This window comes from Chitiniphilus shinanonensis DSM 23277, from assembly GCF_000374805.1.
Taxonomy (GTDB): domain Bacteria; phylum Pseudomonadota; class Gammaproteobacteria; order Burkholderiales; family Chitinibacteraceae; genus Chitiniphilus; species Chitiniphilus shinanonensis.
In genome coordinates this window covers 12328-38256 of sequence record NZ_KB895359.1, presented here as the reverse complement: position 1 = coordinate 38256, position 25929 = coordinate 12328, and the positions used below count along the sequence as shown (strand labels likewise).

Below are 25929 nucleotides of genomic sequence, written 5' to 3'. Positions count from 1 at the left end.
ACAAGACAGGCCCCGTTACTCCTTGGGTGAATGAATGACGTTGCGAATCTACCGCAATTCCACGGTGCTGTCTGCCGTTATAGCCCCTGACGAAAGGGGTTGCGCCACGCGATTCCACGCGGCTGTCAGCTGCCACCGAGCGTTGCCGCAGCGGCCGGATCAGGCCGGCGGCGGCGCGTCGGCATCGTGCTGCTCGTGCAGTTGCAGCGCCCACAGCCGGGCATACGCGCCCTCGGCCGCCAGCAGCGCGCGATGGGTGCCGCGCTCCACCACCCGGCCGCCGTCGAGCACGATGATCTCGTCGGCATCGGCCACCGTGGACAGCCGGTGGGCGATGATCAGCGTGGTGCGGTTGGCCGAGATCTCGCGCAGTTCGGCCTGGATCGCTTTCTCGGTCTTGGAGTCGAGCGCGCTGGTGGCCTCGTCGAAGATCAGGATCGGCGGGTTCTTGAGGATGGTGCGGGCGATCGCCACCCGCTGCTTCTCGCCGCCGGACAGCTTCAGCCCGCGCTCGCCGACCAGGGTGTCGAAGCCTTCGGGCAGACGGGTGACGAAGTCGTGGATGTGGGCGGATTTCGCGGCCTCGATCACCTCTTCGCGCGTGGCGCCGGGCCGGCCGTAGGCGATGTTGTAGTAGATGCTGTCGTTGAACAGCACCGTGTCCTGCGGAACGATGCCGATATGCGCGCGCAGCGATTCCTGCGTCAGTTGCCGGAGGTCGATGCCATTGATGGTGATGTGCCCGGCCCAGGCATCGTAGAAGCGGAACATCAGCCGCGACAGCGTGGATTTGCCCGCCCCGCTCGCCCCCACCACCGCCAGCGTGCCGCCGGCGGGGATGGTGAAGCTCACGTCGTGCAGGATCTGCCGGTTGCGCTCGTAGCCGAAATCCACGTGCTCGAAGGCCACGCGCGCTTCGCCGGCGCGCAGCGCCTGGGCATCCGGCGCATCGCCGACCTCGGCGTTCTGGTGCAACAGGGTGAACATGCGCTCCATGTCGGCCAGCGAGTGCTTGATCTCGCGATAGACGAAGCCCAGGAAGTTGAGCGGCGCGTAGAGCTGCAACAGGAAGGCATTCACCAGCACCAGATCGCCCAGCGTCATGGTGCCGGCCACCACCTCGGCGGCGGCCAGCCACACCAGCGCGGTGACACCCAACGCGATGATCACGGCCTGGCCGGCGTTGAGCAGCGACAGCGACACCTGGTTCTTCACCGCCGCCGCTTCGTACTGCGCCATGCTGGCGTCGAAGCGCTCGGATTCCCAGCGCTCGTTGCCGAAGTACTTGACCGTCTCGTAGTTGAGCAGGCTGTCGATGGCCTTGGTGTTGGCCTTGGAATCCATGTCGTTCATCTGGCGGCGGAACGCCATGCGCCATTCGGTCACCCCGAGGGTGAAGCCGATGTAGATGACGATGGTGCCGAAGGTGATCGCGGCGAAGTACCAGTCGTAGCGTTGCAGCAGGATCACCGCCACCAGCACGATCTCGACCAGGGTCGGCAGGATGTTGAACAGCATGAAGTTCAACAGGAAGGCGATGCCCTTGGTGCCACGATCGATGTCGCGACTCATGCCGCCGGTCTGGCGCTCCAGGTGGAAGCGCAGGCTGAGCGCGTGCAGGTGCTCGAACACCTCCAGCGCCACCTTGCGGATCGCCCCTTGCGCCACCTTGGCGAATACCGCGTCGCGCAGTTCGCCGAACACCGACGAGAACATGCGCAGCGCGCCGTAGGCCATCACCAGCGCCAGCGGCATCACCAGCGCCCCCTTGCTGCCGTCCAGCACGTCGACGATGTCCTTGAGCACCAGCGGCACCGCCACGTTGGCGAACTTGGCGGCGATCAGCAGTGCCAGCGCCAGCAGCACGCGGTTCTTGTAGCGCCACAGGTAGGGGAACAGGGTGCGCAGCGTGTTCCAGTCGTTGCGGCGGGCGGGGGTGTCGGCCATGGGCGGGTCCTGCGGGGGAATCGGCTACAGATAGGGGCGCGGCGACGGCATTGCAAGGCTGCAAGCCGCCGCGGAGCGGGCGGCGCGGGCCGCCCGGGGTGAATCGACCTTCCAACGCGGGATGCGTTGGCCACGGACCAACCCGCAGGGAAGGACGAAGCCCGGGATGCAGGGCAAGGCGTGCCGAGTGCCGCGGGGCAATCCCCGCAAGCGAGGCGCAACGCAGCCCTGCGCCCGGCCTTCGTCCTTCGCACCCACGTTTGAAGGTCGATTCACCCTAGTGCAGGGTGCGGGGGATGGACAGCACGAACTCGGGGATGTCGGTCTCGAACTCGGTACCGTCGACGGCGCGCATCTGGTAGCAGCCGCGCATGGTGCCCACCGGGGTTTCCAGGGTGGCGCCGCTCATGTACTCGAACGACTGCCCGGGCTCCAGCACCGGCTGTTCGCCGATCACGCCCAGGCCGCGCACTTCCTGCACCTTGTCGTGCATGTCGCGGATCACCCAGTGGCGCGACACCAGCTGCACCGTGGCCGAGCCGAGGTTGGTGATGGTGATGTGGTAGGCGAACACGTAGCGCTCGCCTTCCTCGTCCGATTGCTCGGCCATATACATGGCGCGCGGGTCCACCGTCACGCGGTACTTGTCGTCGTCCTCGTCTGTCATCTGCCGGCGCTCCGGGGTTTGCGTCTGCGCAATCTTAACAGGCGGTGCCGGCAAACGGCCGGCGGCAGCGGCTACAATCGCAGGATCGCCAACCGTCCGGGAACGCCCATGCACAGCCATCGCATCGCCCCCAGCATCCTTTCCGCCGATTTCGCTCGCCTGGGCGAGGAAGTCAAGAACGTGATCGCCGCGGGCGCCGACCTGATCCACTTCGACGTGATGGACAACCATTACGTGCCCAACCTGACCATCGGCCCGCTGGTGTGCGAAGCGATCAAGCCCTACGCCACCGTGCCCATCGACGTGCACCTGATGGTCAAGCCGGTGGACCGCATCGCGCCCGATTTCGCCAAGGCCGGCGCCAGCATCATCACCTTCCACCCCGAGGCCTCGGAACACGTGGACCGCACGCTGGGCCTGATCCGCGATCACGGCTGTCAGGCGGGGCTGGTGTTCAACCCCGCCACGCCATTGGATTACCTCGACTACGTGCTGGACAAGGTGGACATGGTGCTGCTGATGTCGGTGAACCCCGGCTTCGGCGGCCAGTCGTTCATTCCCGCCATGCTGGACAAGGCCCGCGCCTGCCGCGCCCGGCTCGACGCCTACGAGGAAAAGAGCGGCCGCCGCATCCACCTGGAGATCGACGGCGGGGTGAAGGTGGACAACATCGGCGAGATCGCCGCCGCCGGGGTCGACACCTTCGTCGCCGGCTCGGCCATCTTCGGTCACCCGGACTACAAGGCGATCATCGACCAGATGCGGGGAGAGATCGCCAAGGCGATCTGAAGCGGCATCCCAGTGCGAAAGCCGGCCACCATGGCCGGCTTTTTGTTTTGAAGCTTACTCAAAACCAAGAAAAGCTTGCACTTATGCAAGTTTGGTAACACCATCCGCATCACTTCACCGTCACAAAACCAATAACAAGCTTCCACTCATGACGCTTTACGATCTGAAGCCGCGCTTCCAGGCGCTGCTGCGCCCGTTGCTGCGCGGGCTGGCCGGCGCGGGCATGACCGCCAACCAGGTGACCTTGCTGGCGTTGCTGCTGTCGCTGGCCCTGGGCGTTGTCCTGGCGCTGTACCCCGACCCGCTGTGGTTCCTGCTGCTGCCCCCGTTCCTGTTCATCCGCATGGCGCTCAACGCCATCGACGGCATGCTGGCGCGCGAATTCGCCCAGCAGTCGCGCCTGGGCGCGCTGCTCAACGAGGTGGGCGACGTGCTGTCCGACGCCGCGCTCTACCTGCCGTTCGCGCTGCTGCCCGGCGCCGCCCCCGCCGCCGTGGTGGTGATGGTGCTGCTGGCCAATCTCAGCGAGTTCGTCGGCGTCGCCGGCCAGACCATCGGCGCACCACGGCGCTACGACGGCCCGTTGGGCAAGAGCGACCGCGCCTTCGCGCTCGGCGCCTACGCCCTGGCGATCAACCTGTATGCGCCGGCGCTGGCCTGGAGCGGCTGGCTGTTCTGGGCGCTGGCGGCGCTGTCCGCCCTGACCTGCCTCAACCGCGCCCGCGCCGCACTGAAGGAGCCGGCATGAATCCGTTCCCGATTTCCGACACGCTGTTCCACGCGCTGCTGATCATCGGCGCCGTGCTGCTGGCGGCCAGCGCCAGCGTGGCCGTGCTGGGCTGGCGCTTTCCGCAGAAGAACTGGCTGGAACTGCGCCAGCGCGTGCGCACCTGGTGGTGGATCGTCGCGGTGTTCGTGCTGGCGATCTCGGTCAACCGCACCGTGTCGCTGCTGGTGCTGGGCTTCGTCAGTTTCCTGGCGTTCAAGGAATACCTGACGCTGGTGCCGACACGCCGCGCCGACCACCTGCCGCTGCTGTGGGCCTACCTGGCGATTCCGATCCAGTATTTCTGGATCTGGGACGGCTGGTACGGCATGTTCATCATCTTCATCCCGGTGTATGCGTTTCTGTTCCTGCCGATGCGCATGGTGCTGCTGGGCGACACCCAGGGCTTCCTGCGCGCGGCGTCCACGCTGCACTGGGGGCTGATGACCACGGTGTTCAGTCTGTCGCACATGGCTTATCTGCTGGTGCTGCCCAGCGACGTCACCGGCAGCATGAAGGGCGACGGCGCGCTGCTGGTGCTGTTCCTGGTGGCGCTCACCCAGTTCAACGACGTGGCGCAGTACCTGTGGGGCAAGAGCCTGGGCCGGATCAAGGTGATTCCCAAGGTCAGCCCCAACAAGACGGTGGCGGGCTTCCTGGGCGGAGTGGCCACCACTACGGTGCTGGGCTGCCTGCTGGGCCCGGTGCTGACGCCGATGTCCACCGTCCACGCCACCGTGGCCGGCCTGCTGATCGGCGTGACCGGGTTCGTCGGCGACGTGGTGATGTCCGCCGTCAAGCGCGACCTCGGCGTCAAGGACAGCGGCGACCTGCTGCCGGGCCACGGCGGCATCCTCGACCGGCTGGATTCGCTGACCTACACCGCGCCGCTGTTTTTCCACTATTTGCGTTATCTGTACTATTGAGTGCCGGGTTTATATGCGCGCATTGCAGATGAGTAAGGGGAAGCAGGCCCCCGGCAGAGCCGGGGGCTCGGCATCTGTGGAATGCCAGCACCGGCACTCCCTGCTCGATTCCACGCCCCCCGCGCGCGCCTTGGCGATTAAGCAACCGCCGAGGGCGTGCTGCCTGACGCAAGCTCCCGGCAAAGCCGGGCGCTCAACCACCTTGGGATGCCGACACCGGCGCTCCCCGATCGATTCCACTCCCCCCGCCCTCGCCGCCGCGAGGGGGCCTCGCTTTGCTCGAAATGCTGGTTTGTCGAGCCTGCTGTGGTGGTCCCAAAAGCAGATCAAAACCGCCTGCTCGGTGGCGGATGTGTCGGAGGTCCGCCATGACTGATCGGCCCTCGTTCCTGCGACGGCTGTGGCACGCGGTGCTGCGGCTGGGCTTCGTGGTCGGGGTGGCGTGGCCGGTGACATTGGTGTGGCTGGGGCTGGCGATCCGTCATCGCGAGCGGTTGCCGCTGCGCGGGCCGGCCATCGTCGTCGCCAACCACAACAGCCATCTGGACATCCTCACGCTGTACACCTTGTTCCCGTTGTCGCGGGTGCTGAACGTGCGGCCGGCGGCGGCGGCGGATTACTTCCTGCGCAGCCGCGCGCTGGCGTGGTTCGCCACCCACGTGGTCGGCATCATCCCGGTGATCCGCGGCGGCGCAAGCAAGAGCGTCGATCCGCTGGCCGGTTGCTACGACGCGCTGGCGGCCGGGCGGATCCTGGTGTTGTTCCCCGAGGGCACGCGCGGCGAGCCGGAGCGGCTGTCCGAGGTGAAATCCGGGCTGTGGTTCCTGGGGCGACGCTTTCCCGAAGTGCCGATCGTGCCGGTGTACATGCACGGACTGGGACGCTCGATGGGCAAGGGTTCGCGCATTCCGGTGCCGTTCTTCGTCGATGTACACGTCGACCGCCCGTTGCCGTGGCAGGAGGACAAGGCCGCCTTCAAGGCCGAGGTGCAGGGCCGCTTCGTGGCCTTGCAGAAGAAAGCGGCCGGGCTGGCCGACGAAGCGCCCGTGCACCGAAACGCGGTGCATGGCAAGTGATGCGCCACCTTGTCGGCCCGACGGGGCCGGCCCTCTGATGTCGCGTGAATCCACGCCGAGGAGTCAATCCATGCGTCAAGCCGAAGAACGTCAGTTCCAGACCTTCGACCAGCAGCACCTGTTCTACCGTTACTGGCCGGCCACGCAGGGCACCCAGCCCAGCCGCGCCATCGTGTTGTTCCATCGCGGCCACGAGCATTCGGGGCGCCTGCAACACGTGGTGGACGAGCTGGCCCTGCCGGACGTGCCGATGTTCGCCTGGGATGCGCGCGGCCACGGTCGCTCGCCCGGGCCGCGCGGCTTCAGCCCCAGCCTGGCCGCCTCGGTGCGCGATGTGGACGATTTCGTGCGGCACGCGTCCGAGGTATCCGGCGTGCCCATCGAGCAGATCACCGTGATCGCGCAGAGCGTCGGCGCGGTGCTGGTGTCCACCTGGGTGCACGACTACGCGCCGAAGATCCGCGGCATGGTGCTGGCGTCGCCGGCGTTCGAGGTGAAGCTGTACGTGCCGCTGGCGCGCCCCGGCCTGCGCGTGCTGGAAAAGCTGCGCGGGCAGTTCTTCGTCAACAGCTACGTCAAGGCCAGATTCTTGACCCACGACCCGGCGCGCATTGCCTCCTACGACAACGATCCGCTGATCACCCGCCCCATCGCCTCGCATATCCTGCTGGCGTTGTACGAGGCCGCCGAACGGGTGGTGGCCGATGCGGGCGCGATCACCGTGCCGACGCAGCTGCTGATCTCCGGCGCCGACTGGGTGGTACAGCACGCACCGCAACACGCGTTCTTCGAGCGCCTGGGCAGCGCGGTCAAGGAAAAGCACGTGCTGGAAGGCTTCTATCACGACACGCTGGGCGAACTGGAGCGCGAGCGCGCCTTTGTCCTGATCCGCGACTTTCTCGACCGGCTGTACGCCGCCCCCGCACCGCAACCGGACTACGCCGTCGCCGACCGCCACGGCTATACCGCGCACGAATACCGCACCTTGCAGCAACCGCTGCCGTCGCTGTCGCCCAAGGCGCTGTATTACCGGCTGACCCGGCTCAACATGCGCTCGCTGGGCAGCCTGTCGCACGGCATCAAGCTGGGGCTGCAAACCGGCTTCGACTCCGGCAGCACGCTCGACTACGTCTACCGCAACCGGGTGCAGGGCCACACGCCGCTGGGCCGGCTGGCCGACAAGGTCTACCTGGACAGCATCGGCTGGCGCGGCATCCGCGTGCGCAAGACGCACCTGGAACAGTTGATCCAGGATGCCGCCGCGCGGCTGAAGCAGAGCGGCGAATCGATCCGCGTGGTGGACATCGCCGCCGGGCATGGCCGCTACGTCCTCGACGCGCTGTCCCAGGTGCCCGACGCCGAGCAGATCCTGCTGCGCGACTACAGCCCGCTCAACGTCGAAGCCGGCAGCCGGCTGATCGCCGAGCGCGGGCTGGCGCACAAGGCGCGTTTCGTCCAGGGCGACGCGTTCGACCGCGACAGTCTCTCCACGCTGGCGCCGCGCCCGACGCTGGCCATCGTCTCCGGCCTGTATGAGCTGTTCCCCGAAAACGCGCCGATCCTCGCCTCGCTCAAGGGCCTGGCCGACGCCGTGCCGCCCGGCGGCTACCTGATCTACACCAACCAGCCGTGGCACCCGCAACTGGAGATGATCGCCCGCGCGCTGACCAGTCACCGTGACGGCAAGCCCTGGATCATGCGCCGCCGCACCCAGGCCGAGATGGACGCGCTGGTGGAGGCCGCCGGCTTTCGCAAGCTGGTCCAGCGCATCGACCAGTGGGGGATTTTCAGTGTGGCGCTGGCGCAGCGTCTGGGTGAACCTCTCGCTCGTGTATGAAAAGCCACCTGGAGCAAGCCCCCGGCACAGCCGGGCGCGAAGCGGGGCTGTGGCACCAGCACCGACGCTTCCTGATCGAATCCACTCCCCCCGCCCTCGCCGCCGCGAGGGAGCCTCGCTGCGCTCGGTTGGCGCTCGATTCATGCTGGGTGGTTGGTCTGATGTGGCAAGCCCCCGGGCGAAGCCGGGGACGCGACAGCCGTGGCATGCCAGCACCGGCGCTTCCTGGTCGAATCCCCCCCGCCCTCGCCGCCGCGAGGGGGCCTCGCTTTGCTTGGGGCGCCTGGACGAGTCCGCGATCCGTCCGCCAGATGCACCAGCCATCCGGGGGCGCTCTCAACCAAGCTTGCGGCGATCCGGTGGCGTGCCTTGATCGATTCCACCCCTACCGTCTTCGGCGCCGCGAGCGAACCTCGCGTTGCCCAGGAGCATACGGCCCATGTCTGTTGATCCGCTGATTCCTTCCGTGCCGGTTGCGGCGGCCGCTCCGGGCCGGCCGTGGCGGCGCGCGCTACTCTGGCTGTTGTTCCTGGGGCCCTTCTTCTTCGGCGCCTATGGCTTCGCCAACTGGTATACCGCGCAACTGCCGCAGGTCCCCAGTCTGGTCTACGGCTGGGAGCGGCATATTCCGTTCTGGCCGTGGACCATCGTGCCGTACTGGAGCATCGATCTGCTGTATGCGGCGTCGTTGTTCCTGTGCCTGGACCGGCGCGAGCTGGACACCCATGCGCTGCGGCTGGCGGCGGCGACCGCGATCTCGGTGGTCGGCTTCCTGCTGTTCCCACTGCGCTTCTCGTTCGTCCGACCCGATACCGACGGCGTATTCGGCGCGCTGTTCGATTCGCTGACCGCGTTCGACCTGCCGTACAACCAGGCGCCGTCGCTGCATATCTCGTTGCTGTGGCTGCTGTGGCTGCGCTATGCCGCGCACACCCCGCGCGGCTGGCGGCCGTTGCTGCACGGCTGGTTCTTCCTGATCGGGCTGTCGGTGCTGACCACCTGGCAGCACCACATGATCGACGTGGTCAGCGGCTTGGCGGTGGGGTTGTTCATTGCCTACGCGCTGCCGATGCCGCCGCATGGCTGGCCGCGCTGGCGCAGCGCCGATCCGGCGCGCGCGCGTCGGCTGGCCGCTTGCTACGCCATCGGCGGGCTGGCGTTGCTGTCGCCCGCGCTGTACTGGGGCGGCTGGAGCTGGCTGTTGCTGTGGCCGGCCTGGGCGCTGGCATTGCTGGCCTGGGGCTACGGTCATGCCGGGCCGGCGGTGTTCCAGAAGGATGCCGCCGGCCGGCAGACGCTGGCGGCGTGGCTGCTGCTGGCACCGCATCGCCTGGGCGCGTGGTGCTCGTTCCGCCTGTATCGGCCCCGGCTGGCACGGCTGACGCGGGTCGACGACGAGGTGTGGCTCGGCTGCCATCCCGATGCCGCCACGCTCGCCCGCTGCGCCGCCGTGCTCGACGTCTGCGGCGAACTGCCGCGCCGCGCGCTGCCGGGTCAACCCTACGCCGCGGTGCCGCTGCTCGACCTGTTGCCGCCGACACCGGACGAACTGGCGCAGGCGGTCGCCCGGCTGGAACAGCTGCGGCAGCAGCACGGCGCCGTGCTGGTGCATTGCGCGCTCGGCCTGTCGCGCAGCGCCACGGTCGTCGCCGCATGGCTGGTCGCCAGCGGCCGCGAGCCCGACACCGGGCACGCGCTGCGCCGGCTGCGCGCCGCGCACCCCGCCGTGGTACTGCATACCACCCACCTCCGCGCGCTCGACGCCTCGCACCCCATCATCGCCACCACGCCCATCCCATGGCCCTGAACGAAGCACAACGCGCCCACGCCACCGCCGGCGGCACCCTGATCGCCCTGCTGGATTGCTGCGCACGGCTGGGCTGGCTCTCGCTGGCGTTCACCCTGCACGCCGGCTGGCTGTTGAGCGGCGGCGTGCCGCTCCCGCTGTGGCTGACCATGACCGCGGTGGTGACGCTGGGCCTGGGCGTGCAGTACCTGGCGCTGCGGCTGGCCCTGGATGCACGGCTGTTCCGCGTGCTGTACCGGGACGGCGCCGACGCGGCGGCGTTCGACCAGGCGCTGGCCGAACTGTTCGGCCGCCCCGCGCCCGAGGAAGGCGCACGCCCGCTCGCGGATCGTTGGCGCGGCACGCGCAGGCTGGTCCGGGTCTTCGTGCTGTTGTGCGGCGCGCAGGCGACGATCTGGGTCATCGCCCTGATCTCGCGCGCCTGGGCATAATCCGGCGCAAAGCGCGGTGGCCGGCATCCGCTATCATGGCAACTCTTGCCCCAGGGAACCCGCCATGACCATTCGCGCCTTCGCCTTCGACCTCGACGGCACCCTCGTCGACTCCATCGCCGATCTCGCCCGCGCCGCCAACGCCGCGCGCGCCGACCTGGGGCTGCCGCCGCTGGCCGAGGAGACGGTGCAGGGCTTCGTCGGCGACGGCGCCGCCAGCCTGGTGGCGCGCACCCTGGCGGGCGACCACGCCGCCAACTGGCACAACACCGCCGAGCAACAGCAGGCCATGGCGCGCTTCGACGTGCACTACAAGGCCGGCCTCACCATCGCCACCCGCTTCTACCCGGAAGTCCAGGAAACGCTGCATTCGCTGCACGAACTGGAATACCCGCTGGCCATCGTCACCAACAAGCCCGAGCGCTATACGCTGCCGCTGCTGCGCGAACTGGGCATCTCCGAGCGCTTCGACGTGATCGTCTCCGGCGACACGCTGGCGGAAAAGAAGCCGTCGCCGCTGCCGTTGCAGTTCGTGCTGGAGCGCTTGTCGCTGTCGCCCGAGCAACTGCTGATGGTGGGCGACTCCAAGAACGACGTGCTGGCCGCCAAGGCCGCCGGCACGCCGTCGGTGCTGGTCAGCTACGGCTATGGCCGCGACGTGCAGGAGATGGGCGCGGACCATGTGATCCGCTTCTTCTCCGAAGTGCTGGAGTTCATCGACTGAGCCGACTGAGCCGGCGCTAGCATTCCAACGGTCGCGCAGCTTTTACGGTAGCAAGCCCCCGGCCAAGCCGGGCGCGCAAGCCCTGTGATGCGCAAACGGCCGGCTCCCCTGATCCATCCCACTCCCCCCGCCCTCGCCGCACGCACCTTGGCGAATTTGCATCTCCCGCTGATCACCCAGCGGCATCAGGCCCCCGGCAGAGCCGGGCGCATAACGGTACGGGTCTGCCGACAACGGCGCTTCTTGGTCGATTCCACTCCCCCCGCCCTCGCCGCCCGCACCTTGGCGAATTTGCATCTCCCGCTGATCACCCAGCGGCATCAGGCCCCCGGCAGAGCCGGGCGCATAACGGTACGGGTCTGCCGGCAACGGCGCTTCTTGGTCGATTCCACTCCCCCCGCCCTCGCCGCCGCGAGGTAGGCTCGCTTTGCTCGCGGTTGCATCGGCCGGCGGCGCCAACCCCCGGCCCGACTTCAGAAAGCGAACGGTCGCGGCGTTCCGGCCAGTTGCTCGCGAACCTGCGCCACGATCTCGAATGAACGCAGTCGCGCGGCGTGGTCGTGGATCTGCCCGGTGACCATCAGCTCGTCGGCGCCGGTGTCGGCGATGAAGTCCGCCAGCCCCTGGCGCACCGTCTCCGGTGAGCCGACCACGGCGCAGGCCAGCGCGTGCGCCACGCCGGCGCGCTCGATCTCCGACCAGTCGTCCGGCTCACAATCCTGCGGCGCGCGCAGCGGGCCCGGCTGGCCCCGCCGCAGGTTGACGAACTGCTGTTGCAGCGACAGGAACAGGCGCTGCGCCGCGTCGTCGCTGTCGGCGGCGAACACGTTGATCCCCAGCATCACATGCGGCTTCGGCCAGGCGGCCGATGGCCGGAACTGGCTGCGGTACACCTCGATCGCCGCCCGCAGGTAGTCGGGCGCGAAATGCGAGGCGAAGGCGAACGGCAGGCCGAGCGACGCGGCCAGTTGTGCGCTGAACAGGCTGGAGCCGAGCAGCCAGATCGGCACCTCCAGCCCGGCGCCAGGCACGGCGCGCACCGCCTGCCCCGGCGTGGCCGGCGCGAAATAGCCCTGCAACTCCAGCACGTCCTGCGGGAAAGTCTCGGCGCTCATGGTCATCTCGCGCCGCAAGGCGCGCGCGGTGCGCTGGTCGGTGCCCGGTGCGCGCCCCAACCCCAGGTCGATGCGGCCCGGATAGAGCGAGGCCAGCGTGCCGAACTGTTCGGCGACCACCAGCGGCGCATGGTTGGGCAGCATCACCCCGCCCGAGCCGACGCGGATGGTCGAGGTGCCGCCGGCCACGTGGCCGATCAGCACCGCGGTCGCCGAGCTGCCGATGCCGCTCATGTTGTGGTGCTCGGCCAACCAGAAGCGCCGGTAGCCCAGCTTTTCCACATGGCGCGCCAGATCCAGCGTGTTGCGGAACGCCTGGGCGGCGTCGCCGCCGGCGACGATGGGCGCGAGGTCGAGAACGGAAAACGGAATCATGGCGGCTCCTGGCCTGCGGCGCGGACGGACAGGCGGGTGCGGGATGAAGGGACGCGAAACGCGTGGCGGGCACCGGGCACATTCCGGCCCGGTAGGTCGGCTTTGCCGCGAACGGCGTGACCCTGCGCGTTAGATGCGCGCCCCGCGCTGGATTTCAACCGGCGCGGAGCGGCCTGGAGTGGATCGACCTTCGCGCCACGGCGCGGGTCGGTTCGCCTTGCCGTTCAGGCGCGGCGATAGGTGACGAAGTCGTAGCGCACGCCGTCGGCCTGCTGGTGCGCTTCGCGGCCTTCCTCGCGCCATTCGCCGGCGGGGATCTCGGGGAACCAGGCGTCGCCCTCGGGCGCGAGGTCGACTTCGGTGAGATAGAGCGTGTCGGCCAGCGGCAGCGCCTGGCGGTAGATGTCGCCGCCGCCGATCACGAACAGCGTACCCTCGCCCGCCGCCGCGCGCGCGCTGGCCAGGTCGGGGAACGTTTCCGCCCCCGGCGCCGACCAGCCCGGATTGCGCGTGACCACCAGATGGCGGCGGCCGGGCAACAGGCCGGGCAGCGATTCGAAGGTCTTGCGGCCCATCAGCATCGGCGAGCCCATGGTCAGCGCCTTGAAGCGCTTCAGGTCGTCCGGCAGGCGCCACGGCAGCCGGTTGTCCACGCCGATCACCCGGTTGCGGGCGACGGCTGCGATCAATGCCAGCGACATCAGCCGCGCGCCGCCAGGAAGGCGGCGATGGCGCGTTCCAGCCGCGCCAGGCCCTCGTCGAGGTCGGCGTCCTCGATCACCAGCGACGGCGCCAAGCGGATCACGTTGGGGCCGGCCATCAGCACCATCAGGCCCTGCAACGCGGCCTGCGCCAGGATCTCGCGCGCCTGGCCGGCGTACTCGGCCTTGAGCTCGGCGCCGATCAGCAGGCCCTTGCCGCGCACTTCGCCGAACACGTCGTGGCGGGCGTTGAGCGCCGCCAGCCCGGCGATCACGCGGTCGTGCTGGCGACACACGCCGCCCAGCACTTCCGGGGTGTTGATGGTGCGGATGGCGGCGCCGGCCACGGCGCAGGCCAGCGCGTTGCCGCCGTAGGTGGTGCCGTGGGTGCCGACCGCCAGGTGCTTGGCCAGCTCGGCGGTGGTCAGCATGGCGCCGATCGGGAAGCCGCCGCCCAGGCCCTTGGCGCTGCTCAGGATGTCCGGCACCACGCCGTAATCCATGTAGGCGTAGAGGTGGCCGGTGCGGCCGACGCCGGTCTGCACTTCGTCGAAGATCAGATAGGCGCCGTGCTTGTCGCACAGTTCGCGCGCGCCGAGCAGGAATTCGCGCGACGCGGGCAGCACGCCGCTTTCGCCCTGGATCGGCTCGATGATGACGGCGGCGGTGTCGTCGTCGATCAGCCGGGCGAGGCTGTCGAGGTCGTTGAAATCGAAGTGTTCGATGCCGGCCGGGCGCGGGCCGAAGCCGTCGGAATACTTGGCCTGGCCGCCGACGCAGACGGTGAAGAAGGTGCGGCCGTGGAAGCTGTTCCAGGCGGACAGCACCTTGTGCTTGCGCTCGCCGTGCTGTTCGATGGCGGCGCGGCGCGCCAGCTTGAGCGCGGCTTCGTTGGCCTCGGCGCCGGAATTGCAGAAGAACACGCGCTCGGCGAAGGTGGCCGCCACCAGTTGCTCGGCCAGCGCCAGCGCCGGCTCGTTGGTGAACACGTTGGACACGTGCCACAGGGTGTTGCCCTGCTCGGTCAGTGCCTTGACCAGCGCCGGGTGGCAATGGCCCAGCGAGTTGACGGCGATGCCGCCGGCCAGGTCGATGTACTCGCGCCCCTCCTGATCCCAGACGCGGCTGCCGGCGCCACGCACCGGCACGAAGGCGGCGGGGGCGTAGTTGGGCACCATGTACTGATCGAAATCGGAGCGGGAGAGCGACATTGCGGGTCCTTTGTGGGCGGCGGGTCGGAAAACCCGAATCTTAAAACAAGCCCGGCGCGATGAATATCGCGCCGAGGGTGCGTCGGGCGGATGACCGAACCATCCGCCCGGGGCCGGAACGGCGGTCGCGCGTCAGCGTGCCTGACCCGCCAGGTACAGCCAGGTCTCGACCACGGTGTCGGGGTTGAGCGAGATGGTCTCGATGCCCTCTTCCACCAGCCATTGCGCGAAGTCGGGATGGTCGCTCGGCCCCTGGCCGCAGATGCCGACGTACTTGCCATGGGCGCGGCAGGCGCGAATCGACATCGACAGCATGGCCTTCACCGCGTCGTTGCGTTCGTCGAAGCTGGCCGATACCGGGCCCCCCGAGTCGCGGTCGATGCCCAGCGTCAGCTGCGTCATGTCGTTGGAGCCGATGGAGAAGCCGTCGAAGTATTGCAGGAACTGCTCGGCCAGCACGGCGTTGGCGGGGATCTCGCACATCATGATCACGCGCAGCCCGTTGTCGCCGCGCTTCAGGCCGTTGGCCGCCAGCAGGTCGATCACCTCGGACGCCTCCTTCACCGTGCGTACGAACGGGATCATCACCTCGACGTTGGTCAGCCCCATGCCGTCGCGCACCTTCTTCACCGCGCGGCATTCCAGCTCGAAGCAATCGCGGAAGCTGGCATCGACGTAACGCGCCGCGCCGCGGAAGCCGATCATCGGGTTTTCCTCGTGCGGCTCGTACATCGGCCCGCCCAGCAGGTTGGCGTATTCGTTCGACTTGAAGTCGGACAGGCGCACGATGACCTTCTTGGGCCAGAACGCGGCCGCCAGGGTGGCGATGCCTTCGCCCAGCTTGTCCACGTAGAAGTCGACCGCCGAGCGATAGCCGGCCATACGCTCCTCGACCTGCGCCTTCAGCTCGGCCGGCAGCTTGGGATACGCCAGCAGCGCCTTGGGGTGCACGCCGATCATGCGGTTGATGATGAACTCCAGCCGCGCCAGGCCCACGCCCTCGTTGGGCAACTGGCAGAACTCGAACGCCAGCTCGGGGTTGCCGACGTTCATCATCAGCTTGACCGGCGGGACGGGCATCTTTTCCAGCGCCACTTCCTGGCGTTCGAACGCCAGCAGGCCCTGGTAGACGTTGCCGGTGTCGCCCTCGGCGCAGGAGACGGTGACTTCCTGGCCGTCGCGCAGCACGCGGGTGGCGTCGCCGCAGCCGACCACGGCCGGGATGCCCAGCTCGCGCGCGATGATGGCGGCGTGACAGGTGCGCCCGCCGCGGTTGGTGACGATGGCCGAGGCGCGCTTCATTACCGGCTCCCAGTCCGGGTCGGTCATGTCGGACACCAGCACGTCGCCCGGCGCCACCTTGTCCATCTCCGACACGTCGCGGATCACCCGCACCTTGCCCTGGCCGATCTTCTGGCCGATGGCGCGGCCGTGGGTCACCACCTCGCCCTTTTCCTTGAGGCGGAACTTGGACAGCTTGTCGACCGCGCTTTCCTGCGATTTCACCGTCTCGGGGCGGGCCTGGAGGATGTAGAGCTTGCCGTCCACGCCATCGCGGCCCCATTCGATGTCCATCGGGCGCTGGTAGTGCGCCTCGATGATCAGCGCGTAGCGCGCCAGTTCCTCGACCTCGGCGTCGCTGATCGAGAACTGGCGACGCTGTTCGAGCGGCACGTCCACGGTCTTGACCGAGCGCCCGGCGCGGGCCTCGGTGTCGAATTCCATCTTGAGCGCCTTGCCGCCCAGGTGCTTGCGCACCAGCGCCGGCCGGCCGGCCTGGAGCGTGGGCTTGTGCACGTAGAACTCGTCCGGATTCACCGCGCCCTGCACCACCGTCTCGCCCAGGCCATACGAGGCGGTGACGAACACCACCTGGTCGAAGCCGGTTTCGGTGTCCATCGAGAACATCACGCCGGCCGCGCCCAGGTCGGAACGCACCATGCGCTGCACCCCGGCCGACAGCGCCACCAGCTTGTGGTCGAAGCCCTTGTGCACGCGGTAGGCGATGGCGCGGTCGTTGTAGAGCGAGGCGAACACTTCCTTGATGGCGTGCAGCACGTTGTCGATGCCGACGATGTTGAGGAAGGTTTCCTGCTGGCCGGCGAACGAGGCGTCCGGCAGATCCTCGGCGGTGGCCGACGACCGCACCGCCACGGTGGCGCCGTCGCCCAGCAGGGCGTAGTGCTGGCGGATCTCGGCCTCCAGCGCCGGCGGGAACGGCGTGCCGACGATCTGCTCGCGGATCATCCGCCCGGCCTGCGCCAGCGCCTTCACGTCGTCCACGTCCAGCGACGACAGCACGTCGTCGATGCGGCGGGCCAGGTTGTTGTGGGCCAGAAACTCGCGATAACCCTGCGCGGTGGTGGCAAACCCGCCGGGCACCCGCACGCCCTTGGCGTCGAGCTGGGAAATCATTTCGCCGAGCGAGGCATTCTTGCCGCCCACGTGTTCCACGTCGGTCATGCGCAGGTGGGAGAACTCGATCACGTACTGTTCGCTGAGAGTCGGGCTCATTGCAGGGCCTCTGGTGCGTTGCAAAAATGGATTGGTCCCATTCTAGGCGGTGACGAGGGAGCGCCTAGTGGGGTAATCCACAATGAATCGGCGGGCGGCGTCCGCCTGATGCGCCTGCCGCAAAGCCAGCGGCGGCGCGCCCTGGCGCGAGGTACCCCTGGACAGGCCACGGCGGTTGCGATCCTCGCCGGCGGCACGGTGAATGGTGCACACTGGCGGTGATCGTCTTAGAGCCTGTTCAGGCTCTTAAATGCCAGAATGGGGGATATCCCGTAATGGCAGCCCCGCACCGCCCCTTTATGCTGCCGCGATTGTGCAGCGCAACCATGCCTGGAGCGACGCATGCCCCGCACCGCTTTTTTCGTCTCGGACCGCACCGGCATCACTTCGGAGATGCTGGGCCACACCCTGCTCACCCAGTTCGAGGACGTGAAGTTCCACCGCGTGACGCTGCCCTTCGTCGACACCCCGGAAAAAGCGCAGGAGGCGGTGCAGAAGATCCGCGAGCAGGCACGGCTGGACCAATGCCGGCCGCTGGTGTTCTGCACCATGGTCGACGAGGCGTTGCGCACCGCGTTCCAGATCGACGAAGCCTTCACCCTGAATTTCTTCGAGGCCTTCATCGGCCCGCTGGAACAGGAGCTGTCGCGCAAATCGTCGCACACCGTGGGCAAATCGCACGGCATCACCAACTTCGAGGAATACAAGACGCGGATCGACGCGGTGAACTACGCGATGATCCACGACGACGGCGTGATGCCGCGCGACCTGAACGAGGCCGACATCATCCTGATCGGCGTATCGCGCGCGGCCAAGACGCCCACCTGTCTCTACCTGGCGCTGCAATACGGCATCAAGGCCGCCAACTACCCGCTGACCCCCGAGGATTTCGGCCAGCACACGCTGCCACGCCTGTTGCTGCCCTACCGCAACAAGCTGTTCGGCCTGACCATCGACCCGGTGCGGCTGGCCCAGATCCGCGAGGAACGCAAGCCGGGCAGCAAGTACGCCGCGCTCGACAACTGTCAGTTCGAGGTGAACGAGGCCGAGGCGCTGATGCGCCACGTCGGCGTGCCCTACCTGGCCTCGACCACGCGCTCGATCGAGGAATTGGCGACCACGATCATGCACCAGGCCGGACTGACCCGCCGCAACTACTGATCGCACCGGACTCCGGGAAACCGCAGCACAACAACCCCGCAGCACCGTCCATCAAACTGGAGTGGTTTCATGCCCCGCACCGCGTTCTTCGTCTCCGGCCGTACCGGCATCACCGCCGAGATGCTCGGCCACAGCCTGATCAGCCAGTTCGACGACGAGGTGAGCTTCCGCCGCATCACCCTCCCGTACATCGACACCCCCGAGAAGGTGGAAGCGGCGCTGGCGCAGATCCGCGAGCAGGCACGCACCGACGGCTGCAAGCCGGTGGTGTTCTCCACCTTCATCAACGAGGAGACGCGCGCCCGCTTCTTCATCCCCGAGGCGGTGACGCTCGACATGTTCGAGACCTTCATCAAGCCGCTGGAGGAAGAGCTTGGCGTGCAGTCGTCGCATACCGCCGGCCGCGCCCACGGCATCGCCAACTTCGAGGAATACCAGACCCGGCTGGACGCGGTGAACTACTCGATGAGCCACGACGACGGCGGCATCTCGCGCAACCTGTCCGACGCCGACATCATCCTGATCGGCGTATCGCGCGCCGGCAAGACGCCTACCTGCCTCTACCTGGCGCTGCAATACGGCATCAAGGCCGCCAACTACCCGATCACGCCCGAGGATTTCGCCGCGCACACGCTGCCGCGCGCGCTGATGCCGCTGCGCAACAAGCTGTTCGGCATCTCGATCTCGCCGGAGCGGCTGGCGCAGATCCGCCACGCGCGCAAGCCGGACAGCCAGTACGCCTCGGCCGAGATCTGCAAGCGCGAGGTCGAGGAGGCCGAGCTGCTGATGCGCCAGGCCGGCATTCCATTCCTCAACACCACCAGCCTGTCGATCGAAGAGCTGGCGACCACCATCATGCATCGCACCGGGATGAAGCGGCGGGTGTACTGACCGCCCCCGCTGGCGGCGCTTTCGCCAGCGGTAGCCAGACGGTAAACTGCCGGCTTTACCCGCAAACCCCGCCCGATCCCCATGCCGCTCCACCCTTCCGTCGATACGCCGGTCGCTTTCGAGTTCAAGAGCCTGTCGCTCAAGCTGCTGTCGTTCGTGCCGGCCACGCTGGATGCGGCGCGCCTGGAAACGGCGCTGCGCGAGAAGCTGGGCGAAGGCGAGCACATGCTCAGCGGCGAACAGCTCGCCATCGATTTCGACAGCCTGCCCACCCTGCCCAGCGCAATGGAGATCTCCGCGCTGATGCAGTTGCTGCGCCAGTTCGGCCTCAAGCCGGTGGCCGCGCGCGGCGGCAATGCCGACCAGCAGGCGGCGGCCCGCGAAGCCGGGCTGGTGGTGCTGTCCGACGAGGCCGCCGCGGTGGTCCCGCCATCGCGCCAGCCGGAAAAGCCGGTGCCGGCGATGATCGTCAGCCGCCCGGTGCGCACCGGCCAGCAGGTCTATGCCCGCGGCGGCGACCTGGTGGTGCTGGCGCTGGTGTCGGCCGGCGCCGAGGTGATCGCCGACGGGAATATCCACGTTTACGCGCCACTGCGCGGCCGCGCCCTGGCCGGGGCACGCGGCGACGTCAGTGCGCGCATCTTCACTACCTGTCTGGAGGCCGAACTCGTCTCCATCGGCGGTGTGTACCGTACGCTCGACGACGCATTGCCGGCGTCGCTCAAATCCAAGCCGGCCCAGGTGTTGCTCGACCAGGACAAACTGGTGATCGAGGCGCTGGCGGGCTGATCCGCACCATCACCGCACGGCACCCGCGCCGGGGGCCGTCGTTTCAAAGAACCTAGGGGATTCATCAAGTGGCGAAAATCATCGTCGTAACTTCGGGCAAGGGTGGTGTCGGCAAGACCACCACCAGCGCAAGCTTCGCCTCCGGGCTGGCGTTGCGCGGCTTCAAGACCGCCGTGATCGACTTCGACGTGGGTCTGCGCAATCTCGACCTGATCATGGGTTGCGAGCGGCGCGTGGTCTACGACTTCGTCAACGTGATCCACGGCGAAGCCTCGCTCAAGCAGGCGCTGATCAAGGACAAGCACTGCGACAACCTGTTCATCCTTCCCGCCTCGCAGACCCGCGACAAGGACGCGCTCAGCCGCGACGGCGTGGAAAAGGTGATCAAGGACCTGATCCACGACGGCTTCGACTACATCGTCTGCGACAGCCCGGCCGGCATCGAGACCGGCGCGCTGATGGCCGCCTACTTCGCCGACGAGGCCATCGTCGTCACCAACCCCGAAGTCAGCTCGGTGCGCGATTCGGACCGCATCATCGGCATCCTGGACGCCAAGTCGCGCAAGGCCGAGGAAGGTGGCACGGTGAAGACCCACCTGCTGATCACCCGCTATTCGCCCAAGCGCGTCGATACCGGCGAGATGCTGTCGCTGGACGACGTGCAGCACCTGCTGCGCATTCCGCTGATCGGCGTGGTGCCCGAATCGGAAACCGTGCTCCAGGCATCGAACTCCGGCACGCCGGCCATCCACCTGGCCAATTCCGACGTGTCGGAAGCCTACAAGGACGTCGTGGCCCGCTTCCTCGGCGAAGAAAAACCCCTGCGCTTCATCGAAGCGCCGAAGCAGCCGTTGTGGAAACGGCTGTTCGGAGGCTGATCCATGTCCATTCTCAGTTACTTTTTCGGAGAGAAGAAAAAGAGCGCGTCGGTTGCCCGCGAGCGCCTGCAGATCATCCTCGCCCACGAACGCGCCGGCCGGAACACCCCGGATTACCTGCCGCAGTTGCAAAAGGAGCTGATCGAGGTCATCTCCAAATACGTGGCCGTCAACCCGGACGACATCAAGGTACAGCTCGACCGCAAGGACGACTTCGAGGTGTTGGAAGTGAATATCGTTTTGCCCGAGGCGGCAAAGCGCTAAAATCCGCTACTGACTGCATAGATTCCACAAAGAGAGGCGCAGCCTCTCTTTGTCTTTTCGGGGAGCATCAATGCCCATCATCATCAAGACCACCGAAGACATCGCCAAGATGCGCATCGCCGGCCGGCTGGCCTCCGAAGTGCTCGACTACATCACGCCGTTCGTGAAGCCGGGCGTCACCACCGCCGAGCTGGACCGCCTGTGCCACGACTACATGGTGAAGGTGCAGGGCACCACGCCCGCGCCGCTCAACTATGCGCCGCCGGGCTACACGCCCTACCCGGCCTCGGTCTGCACCTCGATCAACCAGGTGGTCTGCCATGGCATTCCCAACGACAAGCCGCTGAAGAACGGCGACGTGCTGAACATCGACGTCACCGTGATCAAGGACGGCTACCACGGCGACACCAGCCGCATGTTCAATGTCGGCGAGGTCGCCAACCACGCCCAGCGGCTGGCGCGCATCACCTTCGACTGCATGTGGATCGGCATCGACCAGGTCAAGCCCGGCGCGCATCTGGGCGACATCGGCGCCGCCATCCAGAAGTACGCGGAGAAGGCCGGCTATTCGGTGGTGCGCGAATTCTGCGGCCACGGCATCGGCCAGGTGTTCCACGAAGAGCCGCAGGTGCTGCATTACGGCCGCGCCGGCACCGGCCCGGAACTGAAGCCCGGCATGATCTTCACCATCGAGCCGATGATCAACGCCGGCCGCCGCGAGATCAAAGGGCTGGCCGACGGCTGGACCATCGTCACCAAGGATCGCTCGCTGTCGGCGCAGTGGGAGCACACCGTGCTGGTCACCGAGACCGGCTACGAGATCCTCACCGTGTCGGACGGCACGCCGCCGCGCCCGGAAGGCTGGCTGCTCGGTTGAACGCGGGGCCGGGCATTGCCCGGCCCTTCCGCTTTGGCGGACCGCCGCCCCAGGAACCCCGATGCCCACCTCGCCCGCCACCGCCGAACCCGGCTCGCTCGCCGCGCTGCGCATCGCCTACGCCGACGCCAAGCAGCAATTGCTGGACAACTGTGCCAACCCGCGCCTGTCCGCCCCGCTGCTGCGGCGCCTGGCGCGGCTGACCGACCGCACCCTGCAAGCGCTGTGGGCGCGCCACGCTTTCCCGCACGACACCCTGCTGGTCGCCGTCGGCGGCTACGGCCGGGGCGAGTTGTACCCGTATTCCGACATCGACCTGCTGATCCTGCTGCCCGACGACGCGCCGCCGGCGCTGCTCGCCGAACTGGAAGGACTGATCGGCGAATTGTGGGACATCGGGCTGGAGGTCGGGCACGCGGTGCGCACCATCGCCGAATGCCTGGCCGAGGCCCGCGACATCACGGTGCAGACCGCACTGATCGAGGCGCGGCGCCTCGCCGGCGACGCCGAGCGCTTCGCCGGGTTCCAGGCCGCGGTGTTCCAGCACATCGACCCCAAGGATTTCTTCGAGGCCAAGCTGCTGGAACAGCAGGCGCGCTACGGCCGCTTCCAGAACGCCACCTACAAGCTGGAACCGCATATCAAGGAAGCCCCCGGCGGCCTGCGCGACCTGCACCTGGTCGGCTGGATCGCCGCCGCGCTGCGCCTGGGCCACGACTGGCGCGCGCTGGCGGCCGAGGGCATGCTCACCGGCGAGGAAAGCCTCAAGCTGCGCCGCGCCGAGCGGGTGCTGCGCACCATGCGCATCCAGTTGCACCGGCTGGCGCGCCGCCGCGAAGATCGCATCCTGTTCGATTACCAGAACCGCCTCGCCGCCGACTTCGGCTTCATCGACGACCACTTCAACCGCGCCAGCGAACAACTGATGGCGCACTACTACCGCGCCGCCCGCGTCGTCAGCCAGCTGGTGCCGCTGCTGGTGCAGGCGCTGCGCGCACGCATCTATTCGCAGGTCGGCAGCGAGCTGGTGGCGCTGAACCCGCGCTTCAACCTGCGCGGCGGCGTACTGGAGATCGCCGCGCCCGACACCTTCCAGCGCGAGCCGTCGGCGATCCTGGAGCTGTTCCTGCTCACCGAGCGCGAACGCGCCATCACCGACATCGCGCCGGAAACGCTGCGCGCGCTGTGGCATGCGCGGCCGCTGATCGACGAGCGCTTCCGTACCGATCCGCACAACCGCGAACTGTTCATCCAGATGTTCCGCGAACCGCGCGGCCTGACCCGCGCGCTGCGGCGGATGAACCAGTACGGCGTGCTGGGGCGCTATATCCCCGACTTCGGCCACGTGGTCGGACGCATGCAGCACGACCTGTTCCACGTCTACACCGTGGACGAGCACACGCTGATGGTGCTGCGCAACCTGCGCCGCTTCGCCGTGCCCGCCTTCACCCACGAATACCCGCTGTGCTCGCGGCTGATCGAGGAATTCGAGCGCCCCGAGGCGCTGTACCTGGCCGCGCTGTTCCACGACATCGGCAAGGGGCGCGGCGGCGACCATTCCAAACTGGGCGCCGAGATCGCCGCGCGCTTCTGCGCCAGCCACCCGCTGCACCCGGACGACATGGCGCTGGTGCCCTGGCTGGTGGCGCGCCATCTCACCATGTCGCACGTGGCGCAGAAGCAGGACGTGTACGACCCGGACGTGGTGGTGGAGTTCGCCACCATGGTGGGCGACGCGCGCCGGCTGGCCGCGCTCTACCTGCTGACCGTGGCCGACATCCGCGGCACCAGTCCCAAGGTGTGGAACGCCTGGAAGGCCAAGCTCCTCGAGGACCTGTACCACGCCACCTTGCGCTCGCTGCGCGAACAGAACGTCGATACCCGTTCCTGGCTGGAGGAACGCAAGGAAGAAGCGCTGCGCCTGCTGCGGCTGTACGGCCTGCGTCCGGACGCGCACGAGGCGCTGTGGCAGCAGTTCGACACCGTGTACTTCCTGCGCCACGAAGCGCGCGAGATCGCCTGGCACACCCGCCAGCTCTACGGCCGGGTCGATACCGCGCAGCCGGTGGTGCGCGCCAAATTGTCCGAATCGGGCGAGGGCTTGCAGGTGCTGGTATACGCCCGCGACGTGCCCGACCTGTTCGCGCGTATCTGCGGCTTCTTCGAGCGCGCCGGCTACACCATCTTCGACGCGCACCTGCACTCGACGCGCCACGGCTACGCGCTGGACAGCTTCTACGTCTACATCCCCGGCGAGCGGGTGGACAACTACCGCGACCTGACCAACTTCGTCGAATACGAACTCGCCGCCGCCATCGCCCAGGGCGGGCCGCTGCCGCCGCCGACCAAGGCGCGCATCTCGCGCCAGCAGCGGCACTTCCCGGTGACGCCGCACGTGCTGATCCGTGCCGACGAGCGCGGCCGCCACGTGCTGTCGATCACCGCGGGCGACCGCACCGGCCTGCTGTCGAGCATCGCGCGGGTGCTGGCCGCCCATCACATCGACATCCATTCGGCCAAGATCATGACGCTGGGCGAACGCGCCGAGGACAACTTCCTGGTCAGCGGCACGCTGCTGGAAGATGAACAGGCGGCGCTGCAACTGGAAGGCGCGCTGTTGCAGGCGGTGGCGACCTGAGCGCCGACGCCGCGGCCACCGCGCGGCGGTCGGGCTGAAAAACGAAGGGAGTGCCGCGGCACTCCCTGTTTCATTCCGTTGCGATGCGCCGTATCAGTCGCGCTCGGCGATGCTGGCCGCCCTGGACTTGGGCGCGCCGTCGCGCTCGGACGCCTGATAGGCCAGGTAGAAGCGATTCACCGACGACACGTAGTCCAGCAGGCGCTGCCCGACCATGCGCCGTGCCACGACCTCCACGTTGCCGCCCCAGCGGTTCGGGTCCAGCCCTTCCTTGGCGGCCTGCCGCCGCATCTGCTGCACCCGGCCCTCGCCGGCGTTGTAGGCGGCCAGCATGAAATAGAGCTGATCGTCCTCGGCGATCTCGCTGCGGGTGAACATCTTGCGCAGATAGGCCAGATAGCGCGCCGCGGCGGTGATGTTGCCCTCGGTGCCGTGCGGATCCTTGACCCCCATCTTGCGCGCGGTGCTCGGGTTCACCTGCATGATGCCGGTGGGGCCGTTCTGCCGGGTGACCGCGTTGAGCTTGGATTCGCGCTGGCCGATGGCGGCCAGCAGCAGCCAATCCATGTCGTTGGCGGCAGCCACCACCTGGAACACCGGCGCCAGCACCGCCAGCCGGTCGAGGCCGGACGACGGGCTTTCCGGCAGGTCGGCGCGGCCGTCGGCGGGCAGGAAGCGCTGGGTCTGCGCGGCGGCCTGCGTCGCCAGCTTGCCGCCCTTGGCGGCGACGAAGCGGTTCAGTTCGGCCAGCAGTTGCGGGTGGTGCGGCGCCACCGCCCACGACACCGCCACGGGGCCGTCGATACAGCCGTCCTGGCGCAGGTTGGGCAGGCGTTTCTGCCATAGCTTGAACACGTATTCGCTGGCGAGCGTCACCGCGTCGCTGCCGCCGTTGATCGACACCAGCAGGCTCTCGGTACTGGCGCCCTCCGCCGCGTCCATGATGCGCAGGCCGGGCTCGCCGGCGGCGACCCGCCGCGCGAAGCTGGCCTTGGGCAGCGTCAGTGGGGTATCGCCCAGCGCGTCCAGCCCGGGCAGCGCGGGGCGGCTGCGATGGCGCACCAGGCACCACCTGTCGCTGAGGTAAGGCTCGGTGTACTCCACCAACTGGCCGACGCCGGGAATCACCGGCATCAGGCCTGCGGCCACGTCGCCGCGTCCTTCCATCAGCGCCGGGATCAGCTCGCCCGGCTCCACCGGCACGTACAGCACGCGCGTCGGCGCGCGGCTGGCGGGGCGGTTGCGGTTGAGGAACAGTTCGAGCTGGTAGAGCATGGCGTGCTCCACCCCATGCGGCGCGCCGTTGCGGAAGAAGAAAGTGCTCGCGCCCTTGGCGACCAGCACCCGCAGGCGCCGCGGCGGGTTGGCCGGATCGTAGTCGCTGTCGGCCAGCTCGGTGGGCGCGTCGAGTTGCGGGTGCTCGCCATCGGCGGTGGCCACCTTGGGCCTGGCGGCCTGGACGGAGGTCGCCAGCGCCAGCAGCAGGCAGCCCGCCATGCATATGGAATAGATCGTGCGCATCCGCCGATTCTAGCCACAAAACCC

At 68.0% G+C, this 25929-nt stretch carries 22 protein-coding genes; 15 read left to right on the top strand and 7 right to left on the bottom strand.

Annotation, left to right across the window (positions count from 1 at the left end):
• Positions 1-159 precede the first annotated feature (159 nt).
• Positions 160-1947: an ABCB family ABC transporter ATP-binding protein/permease gene (locus tag C556_RS0117860; protein WP_018749617.1), complete on the bottom strand. Its 1788-nt coding sequence runs from the start codon at positions 1945-1947 to the stop codon at positions 160-162.
• A 277-nt stretch (positions 1948-2224) separates the two neighbouring features.
• Positions 2225-2614: a Co2+/Mg2+ efflux facilitator ApaG/CorD gene (gene apaG / locus C556_RS0117855; RefSeq protein ID WP_018749616.1), complete on the bottom strand. Its 390-nt coding sequence runs from the start codon at positions 2612-2614 to the stop codon at positions 2225-2227.
• Positions 2615-2722: 108 nt separating this feature from the next.
• Here apaG and rpe point away from each other — a divergent pair, with 108 nt between their 5' ends.
• The 8 genes from rpe (at position 2723) to C556_RS0117815 (ending at position 10970) form a co-directional block, all read left to right on the top strand.
• Entirely contained in the window at positions 2723-3403 is a 681-nt protein-coding gene (gene rpe, locus C556_RS0117850) for a ribulose-phosphate 3-epimerase (protein ID WP_018749615.1), read from the top strand.
• A 148-nt stretch (positions 3404-3551) separates the two neighbouring features.
• The gene (locus tag C556_RS0117845) at positions 3552-4151 is read left to right on the top strand and encodes a CDP-alcohol phosphatidyltransferase family protein (protein ID WP_018749614.1); all 600 of its coding nucleotides are present in this window, start codon (positions 3552-3554) and stop codon (positions 4149-4151) included.
• Positions 4148-5095, top strand: coding sequence for a phosphatidate cytidylyltransferase (locus C556_RS0117840; RefSeq protein WP_018749613.1), 948 nt, complete (start codon positions 4148-4150; stop codon positions 5093-5095). The genes C556_RS0117845 and C556_RS0117840 overlap by 4 nt, the downstream gene beginning before the upstream one ends.
• A 368-nt stretch (positions 5096-5463) precedes the next feature.
• A complete protein-coding gene (locus tag C556_RS0117835; protein ID WP_018749612.1) occupies positions 5464-6171 on the top strand; it encodes a lysophospholipid acyltransferase family protein in 708 nt (235 codons plus the stop codon).
• Positions 6172-6241: 70 nt separating this feature from the next.
• Complete coding sequence (locus tag C556_RS0117830; RefSeq protein WP_018749611.1) at positions 6242-8008, top strand: bifunctional alpha/beta hydrolase/class I SAM-dependent methyltransferase; 1767 nt, start codon at positions 6242-6244, stop codon at positions 8006-8008.
• 439 nt (positions 8009-8447) lie between these two features.
• Positions 8448-9815, top strand: coding sequence for a phosphatase PAP2/dual specificity phosphatase family protein (locus C556_RS21065; RefSeq protein ID WP_018749610.1), 1368 nt, complete (start codon positions 8448-8450; stop codon positions 9813-9815).
• Positions 9806-10246: a hypothetical protein gene (locus C556_RS0117820; protein WP_018749609.1), complete on the top strand. Its 441-nt coding sequence runs from the start codon at positions 9806-9808 to the stop codon at positions 10244-10246. The genes C556_RS21065 and C556_RS0117820 overlap by 10 nt, the downstream gene beginning before the upstream one ends.
• Positions 10247-10310: 64 nt before the next feature.
• Positions 10311-10970: a phosphoglycolate phosphatase gene (locus tag C556_RS0117815; protein ID WP_018749608.1), complete on the top strand. Its 660-nt coding sequence runs from the start codon at positions 10311-10313 to the stop codon at positions 10968-10970.
• A 473-nt stretch (positions 10971-11443) separates the two neighbouring features.
• Here the strand turns inward: C556_RS0117815 and C556_RS0117805 are convergent, their stop codons facing one another.
• From C556_RS0117805 to ppsA, 4 genes are all read right to left on the bottom strand, one after another.
• Positions 11444-12460, bottom strand: a complete 1017-nt coding sequence (locus tag C556_RS0117805; RefSeq protein ID WP_018749606.1) for an LLM class flavin-dependent oxidoreductase — start codon at positions 12458-12460, stop codon at positions 11444-11446.
• Positions 12461-12684: 224 nt separating this feature from the next.
• Positions 12685-13161, bottom strand: coding sequence for a dihydrofolate reductase (locus C556_RS0117800; RefSeq protein ID WP_018749605.1), 477 nt, complete (start codon positions 13159-13161; stop codon positions 12685-12687).
• Complete coding sequence (locus C556_RS0117795) at positions 13161-14372, bottom strand: acetylornithine/succinyldiaminopimelate transaminase (RefSeq protein ID WP_018749604.1); 1212 nt, start codon at positions 14370-14372, stop codon at positions 13161-13163. The genes C556_RS0117800 and C556_RS0117795 overlap by 1 nt, the downstream gene beginning before the upstream one ends.
• Before the next feature lie 132 nt (positions 14373-14504).
• Positions 14505-16886: a phosphoenolpyruvate synthase gene (ppsA, locus tag C556_RS0117790; protein WP_018749603.1), complete on the bottom strand. Its 2382-nt coding sequence runs from the start codon at positions 16884-16886 to the stop codon at positions 14505-14507.
• 342 nt (positions 16887-17228) lie between these two features.
• On the opposite strand from ppsA, the gene ppsR (C556_RS0117785) reads away from it, so the two are divergent.
• From ppsR (C556_RS0117785) to C556_RS0117755, 7 genes are all read left to right on the top strand, one after another.
• Positions 17229-18047 carry a posphoenolpyruvate synthetase regulatory kinase/phosphorylase PpsR gene (gene ppsR / locus C556_RS0117785; RefSeq protein ID WP_018749602.1) on the top strand — a complete coding sequence of 273 codons (819 nt, stop codon included), beginning with the start codon at positions 17229-17231 and terminating at the stop codon, positions 18045-18047.
• A gap of 69 nt (positions 18048-18116) precedes the next feature.
• Entirely contained in the window at positions 18117-18938 is an 822-nt protein-coding gene (gene ppsR / locus C556_RS0117780; protein WP_018749601.1) for a posphoenolpyruvate synthetase regulatory kinase/phosphorylase PpsR, read from the top strand.
• Between the two features lie 81 nt (positions 18939-19019).
• Entirely contained in the window at positions 19020-19727 is a 708-nt protein-coding gene (gene minC / locus C556_RS0117775; protein WP_018749600.1) for a septum site-determining protein MinC, read from the top strand.
• 68 nt (positions 19728-19795) lie between these two features.
• A complete protein-coding gene (minD, locus tag C556_RS0117770) occupies positions 19796-20605 on the top strand; it encodes a septum site-determining protein MinD (protein ID WP_018749599.1) in 810 nt (269 codons plus the stop codon).
• A 3-nt stretch (positions 20606-20608) separates the two neighbouring features.
• Positions 20609-20869 (top strand): cell division topological specificity factor MinE, encoded by a 261-nt coding sequence (minE, locus tag C556_RS0117765; RefSeq protein WP_018749598.1) that lies wholly within the window; start codon positions 20609-20611, stop codon positions 20867-20869.
• 70 nt (positions 20870-20939) lie between these two features.
• Positions 20940-21746: a type I methionyl aminopeptidase gene (gene map / locus C556_RS0117760; RefSeq protein WP_018749597.1), complete on the top strand. Its 807-nt coding sequence runs from the start codon at positions 20940-20942 to the stop codon at positions 21744-21746.
• Between the two features lie 61 nt (positions 21747-21807).
• Positions 21808-24384 carry a [protein-PII] uridylyltransferase gene (locus C556_RS0117755; RefSeq protein ID WP_018749596.1) on the top strand — a complete coding sequence of 859 codons (2577 nt, stop codon included), beginning with the start codon at positions 21808-21810 and terminating at the stop codon, positions 24382-24384.
• Between the two features lie 93 nt (positions 24385-24477).
• Here the strand turns inward: C556_RS0117755 and C556_RS21945 are convergent, their stop codons facing one another.
• Positions 24478-25905, bottom strand: a complete 1428-nt coding sequence (locus C556_RS21945; protein WP_018749595.1) for an MltF family protein — start codon at positions 25903-25905, stop codon at positions 24478-24480.
• Positions 25906-25929: the final 24 nt, after the last annotated feature.

Bases quoted from the DNA above. Each gene is read 5' to 3' on its own strand.
- C556_RS0117860 (WP_018749617.1), bottom strand. From the start codon at position 1,947: ATGGCCGACACCCCCGCCCGCCGCAACGACTGGAACACGCTGCGCACC.
- apaG (WP_018749616.1), bottom strand. From the start codon at position 2,614: ATGACAGACGAGGACGACGACAAGTACCGCGTGACGGTGGACCCGCGC.
- rpe (WP_018749615.1), top strand. From the start codon at position 2,723: ATGCACAGCCATCGCATCGCCCCCAGCATCCTTTCCGCCGATTTCGCT.
- C556_RS0117845 (WP_018749614.1), top strand. From the start codon at position 3,552: ATGACGCTTTACGATCTGAAGCCGCGCTTCCAGGCGCTGCTGCGCCCG.
- C556_RS0117840 (WP_018749613.1), top strand. From the start codon at position 4,148: ATGAATCCGTTCCCGATTTCCGACACGCTGTTCCACGCGCTGCTGATC.
- C556_RS0117835 (WP_018749612.1), top strand. From the start codon at position 5,464: ATGACTGATCGGCCCTCGTTCCTGCGACGGCTGTGGCACGCGGTGCTG.
- C556_RS0117830 (WP_018749611.1), top strand. From the start codon at position 6,242: ATGCGTCAAGCCGAAGAACGTCAGTTCCAGACCTTCGACCAGCAGCAC.
- C556_RS21065 (WP_018749610.1), top strand. From the start codon at position 8,448: ATGTCTGTTGATCCGCTGATTCCTTCCGTGCCGGTTGCGGCGGCCGCT.
- C556_RS0117820 (WP_018749609.1), top strand. From the start codon at position 9,806: ATGGCCCTGAACGAAGCACAACGCGCCCACGCCACCGCCGGCGGCACC.
- C556_RS0117815 (WP_018749608.1), top strand. From the start codon at position 10,311: ATGACCATTCGCGCCTTCGCCTTCGACCTCGACGGCACCCTCGTCGAC.
- C556_RS0117805 (WP_018749606.1), bottom strand. From the start codon at position 12,460: ATGATTCCGTTTTCCGTTCTCGACCTCGCGCCCATCGTCGCCGGCGGC.
- C556_RS0117800 (WP_018749605.1), bottom strand. From the start codon at position 13,161: ATGTCGCTGGCATTGATCGCAGCCGTCGCCCGCAACCGGGTGATCGGC.
- C556_RS0117795 (WP_018749604.1), bottom strand. From the start codon at position 14,372: ATGTCGCTCTCCCGCTCCGATTTCGATCAGTACATGGTGCCCAACTAC.
- ppsA (WP_018749603.1), bottom strand. From the start codon at position 16,886: ATGAGCCCGACTCTCAGCGAACAGTACGTGATCGAGTTCTCCCACCTG.
- ppsR (WP_018749602.1), top strand. From the start codon at position 17,229: ATGCCCCGCACCGCTTTTTTCGTCTCGGACCGCACCGGCATCACTTCG.
- ppsR (WP_018749601.1), top strand. From the start codon at position 18,117: ATGCCCCGCACCGCGTTCTTCGTCTCCGGCCGTACCGGCATCACCGCC.
- minC (WP_018749600.1), top strand. From the start codon at position 19,020: ATGCCGCTCCACCCTTCCGTCGATACGCCGGTCGCTTTCGAGTTCAAG.
- minE (WP_018749598.1), top strand. From the start codon at position 20,609: ATGTCCATTCTCAGTTACTTTTTCGGAGAGAAGAAAAAGAGCGCGTCG.
- map (WP_018749597.1), top strand. From the start codon at position 20,940: ATGCCCATCATCATCAAGACCACCGAAGACATCGCCAAGATGCGCATC.
- C556_RS0117755 (WP_018749596.1), top strand. From the start codon at position 21,808: ATGCCCACCTCGCCCGCCACCGCCGAACCCGGCTCGCTCGCCGCGCTG.
- C556_RS21945 (WP_018749595.1), bottom strand. From the start codon at position 25,905: ATGCGCACGATCTATTCCATATGCATGGCGGGCTGCCTGCTGCTGGCG.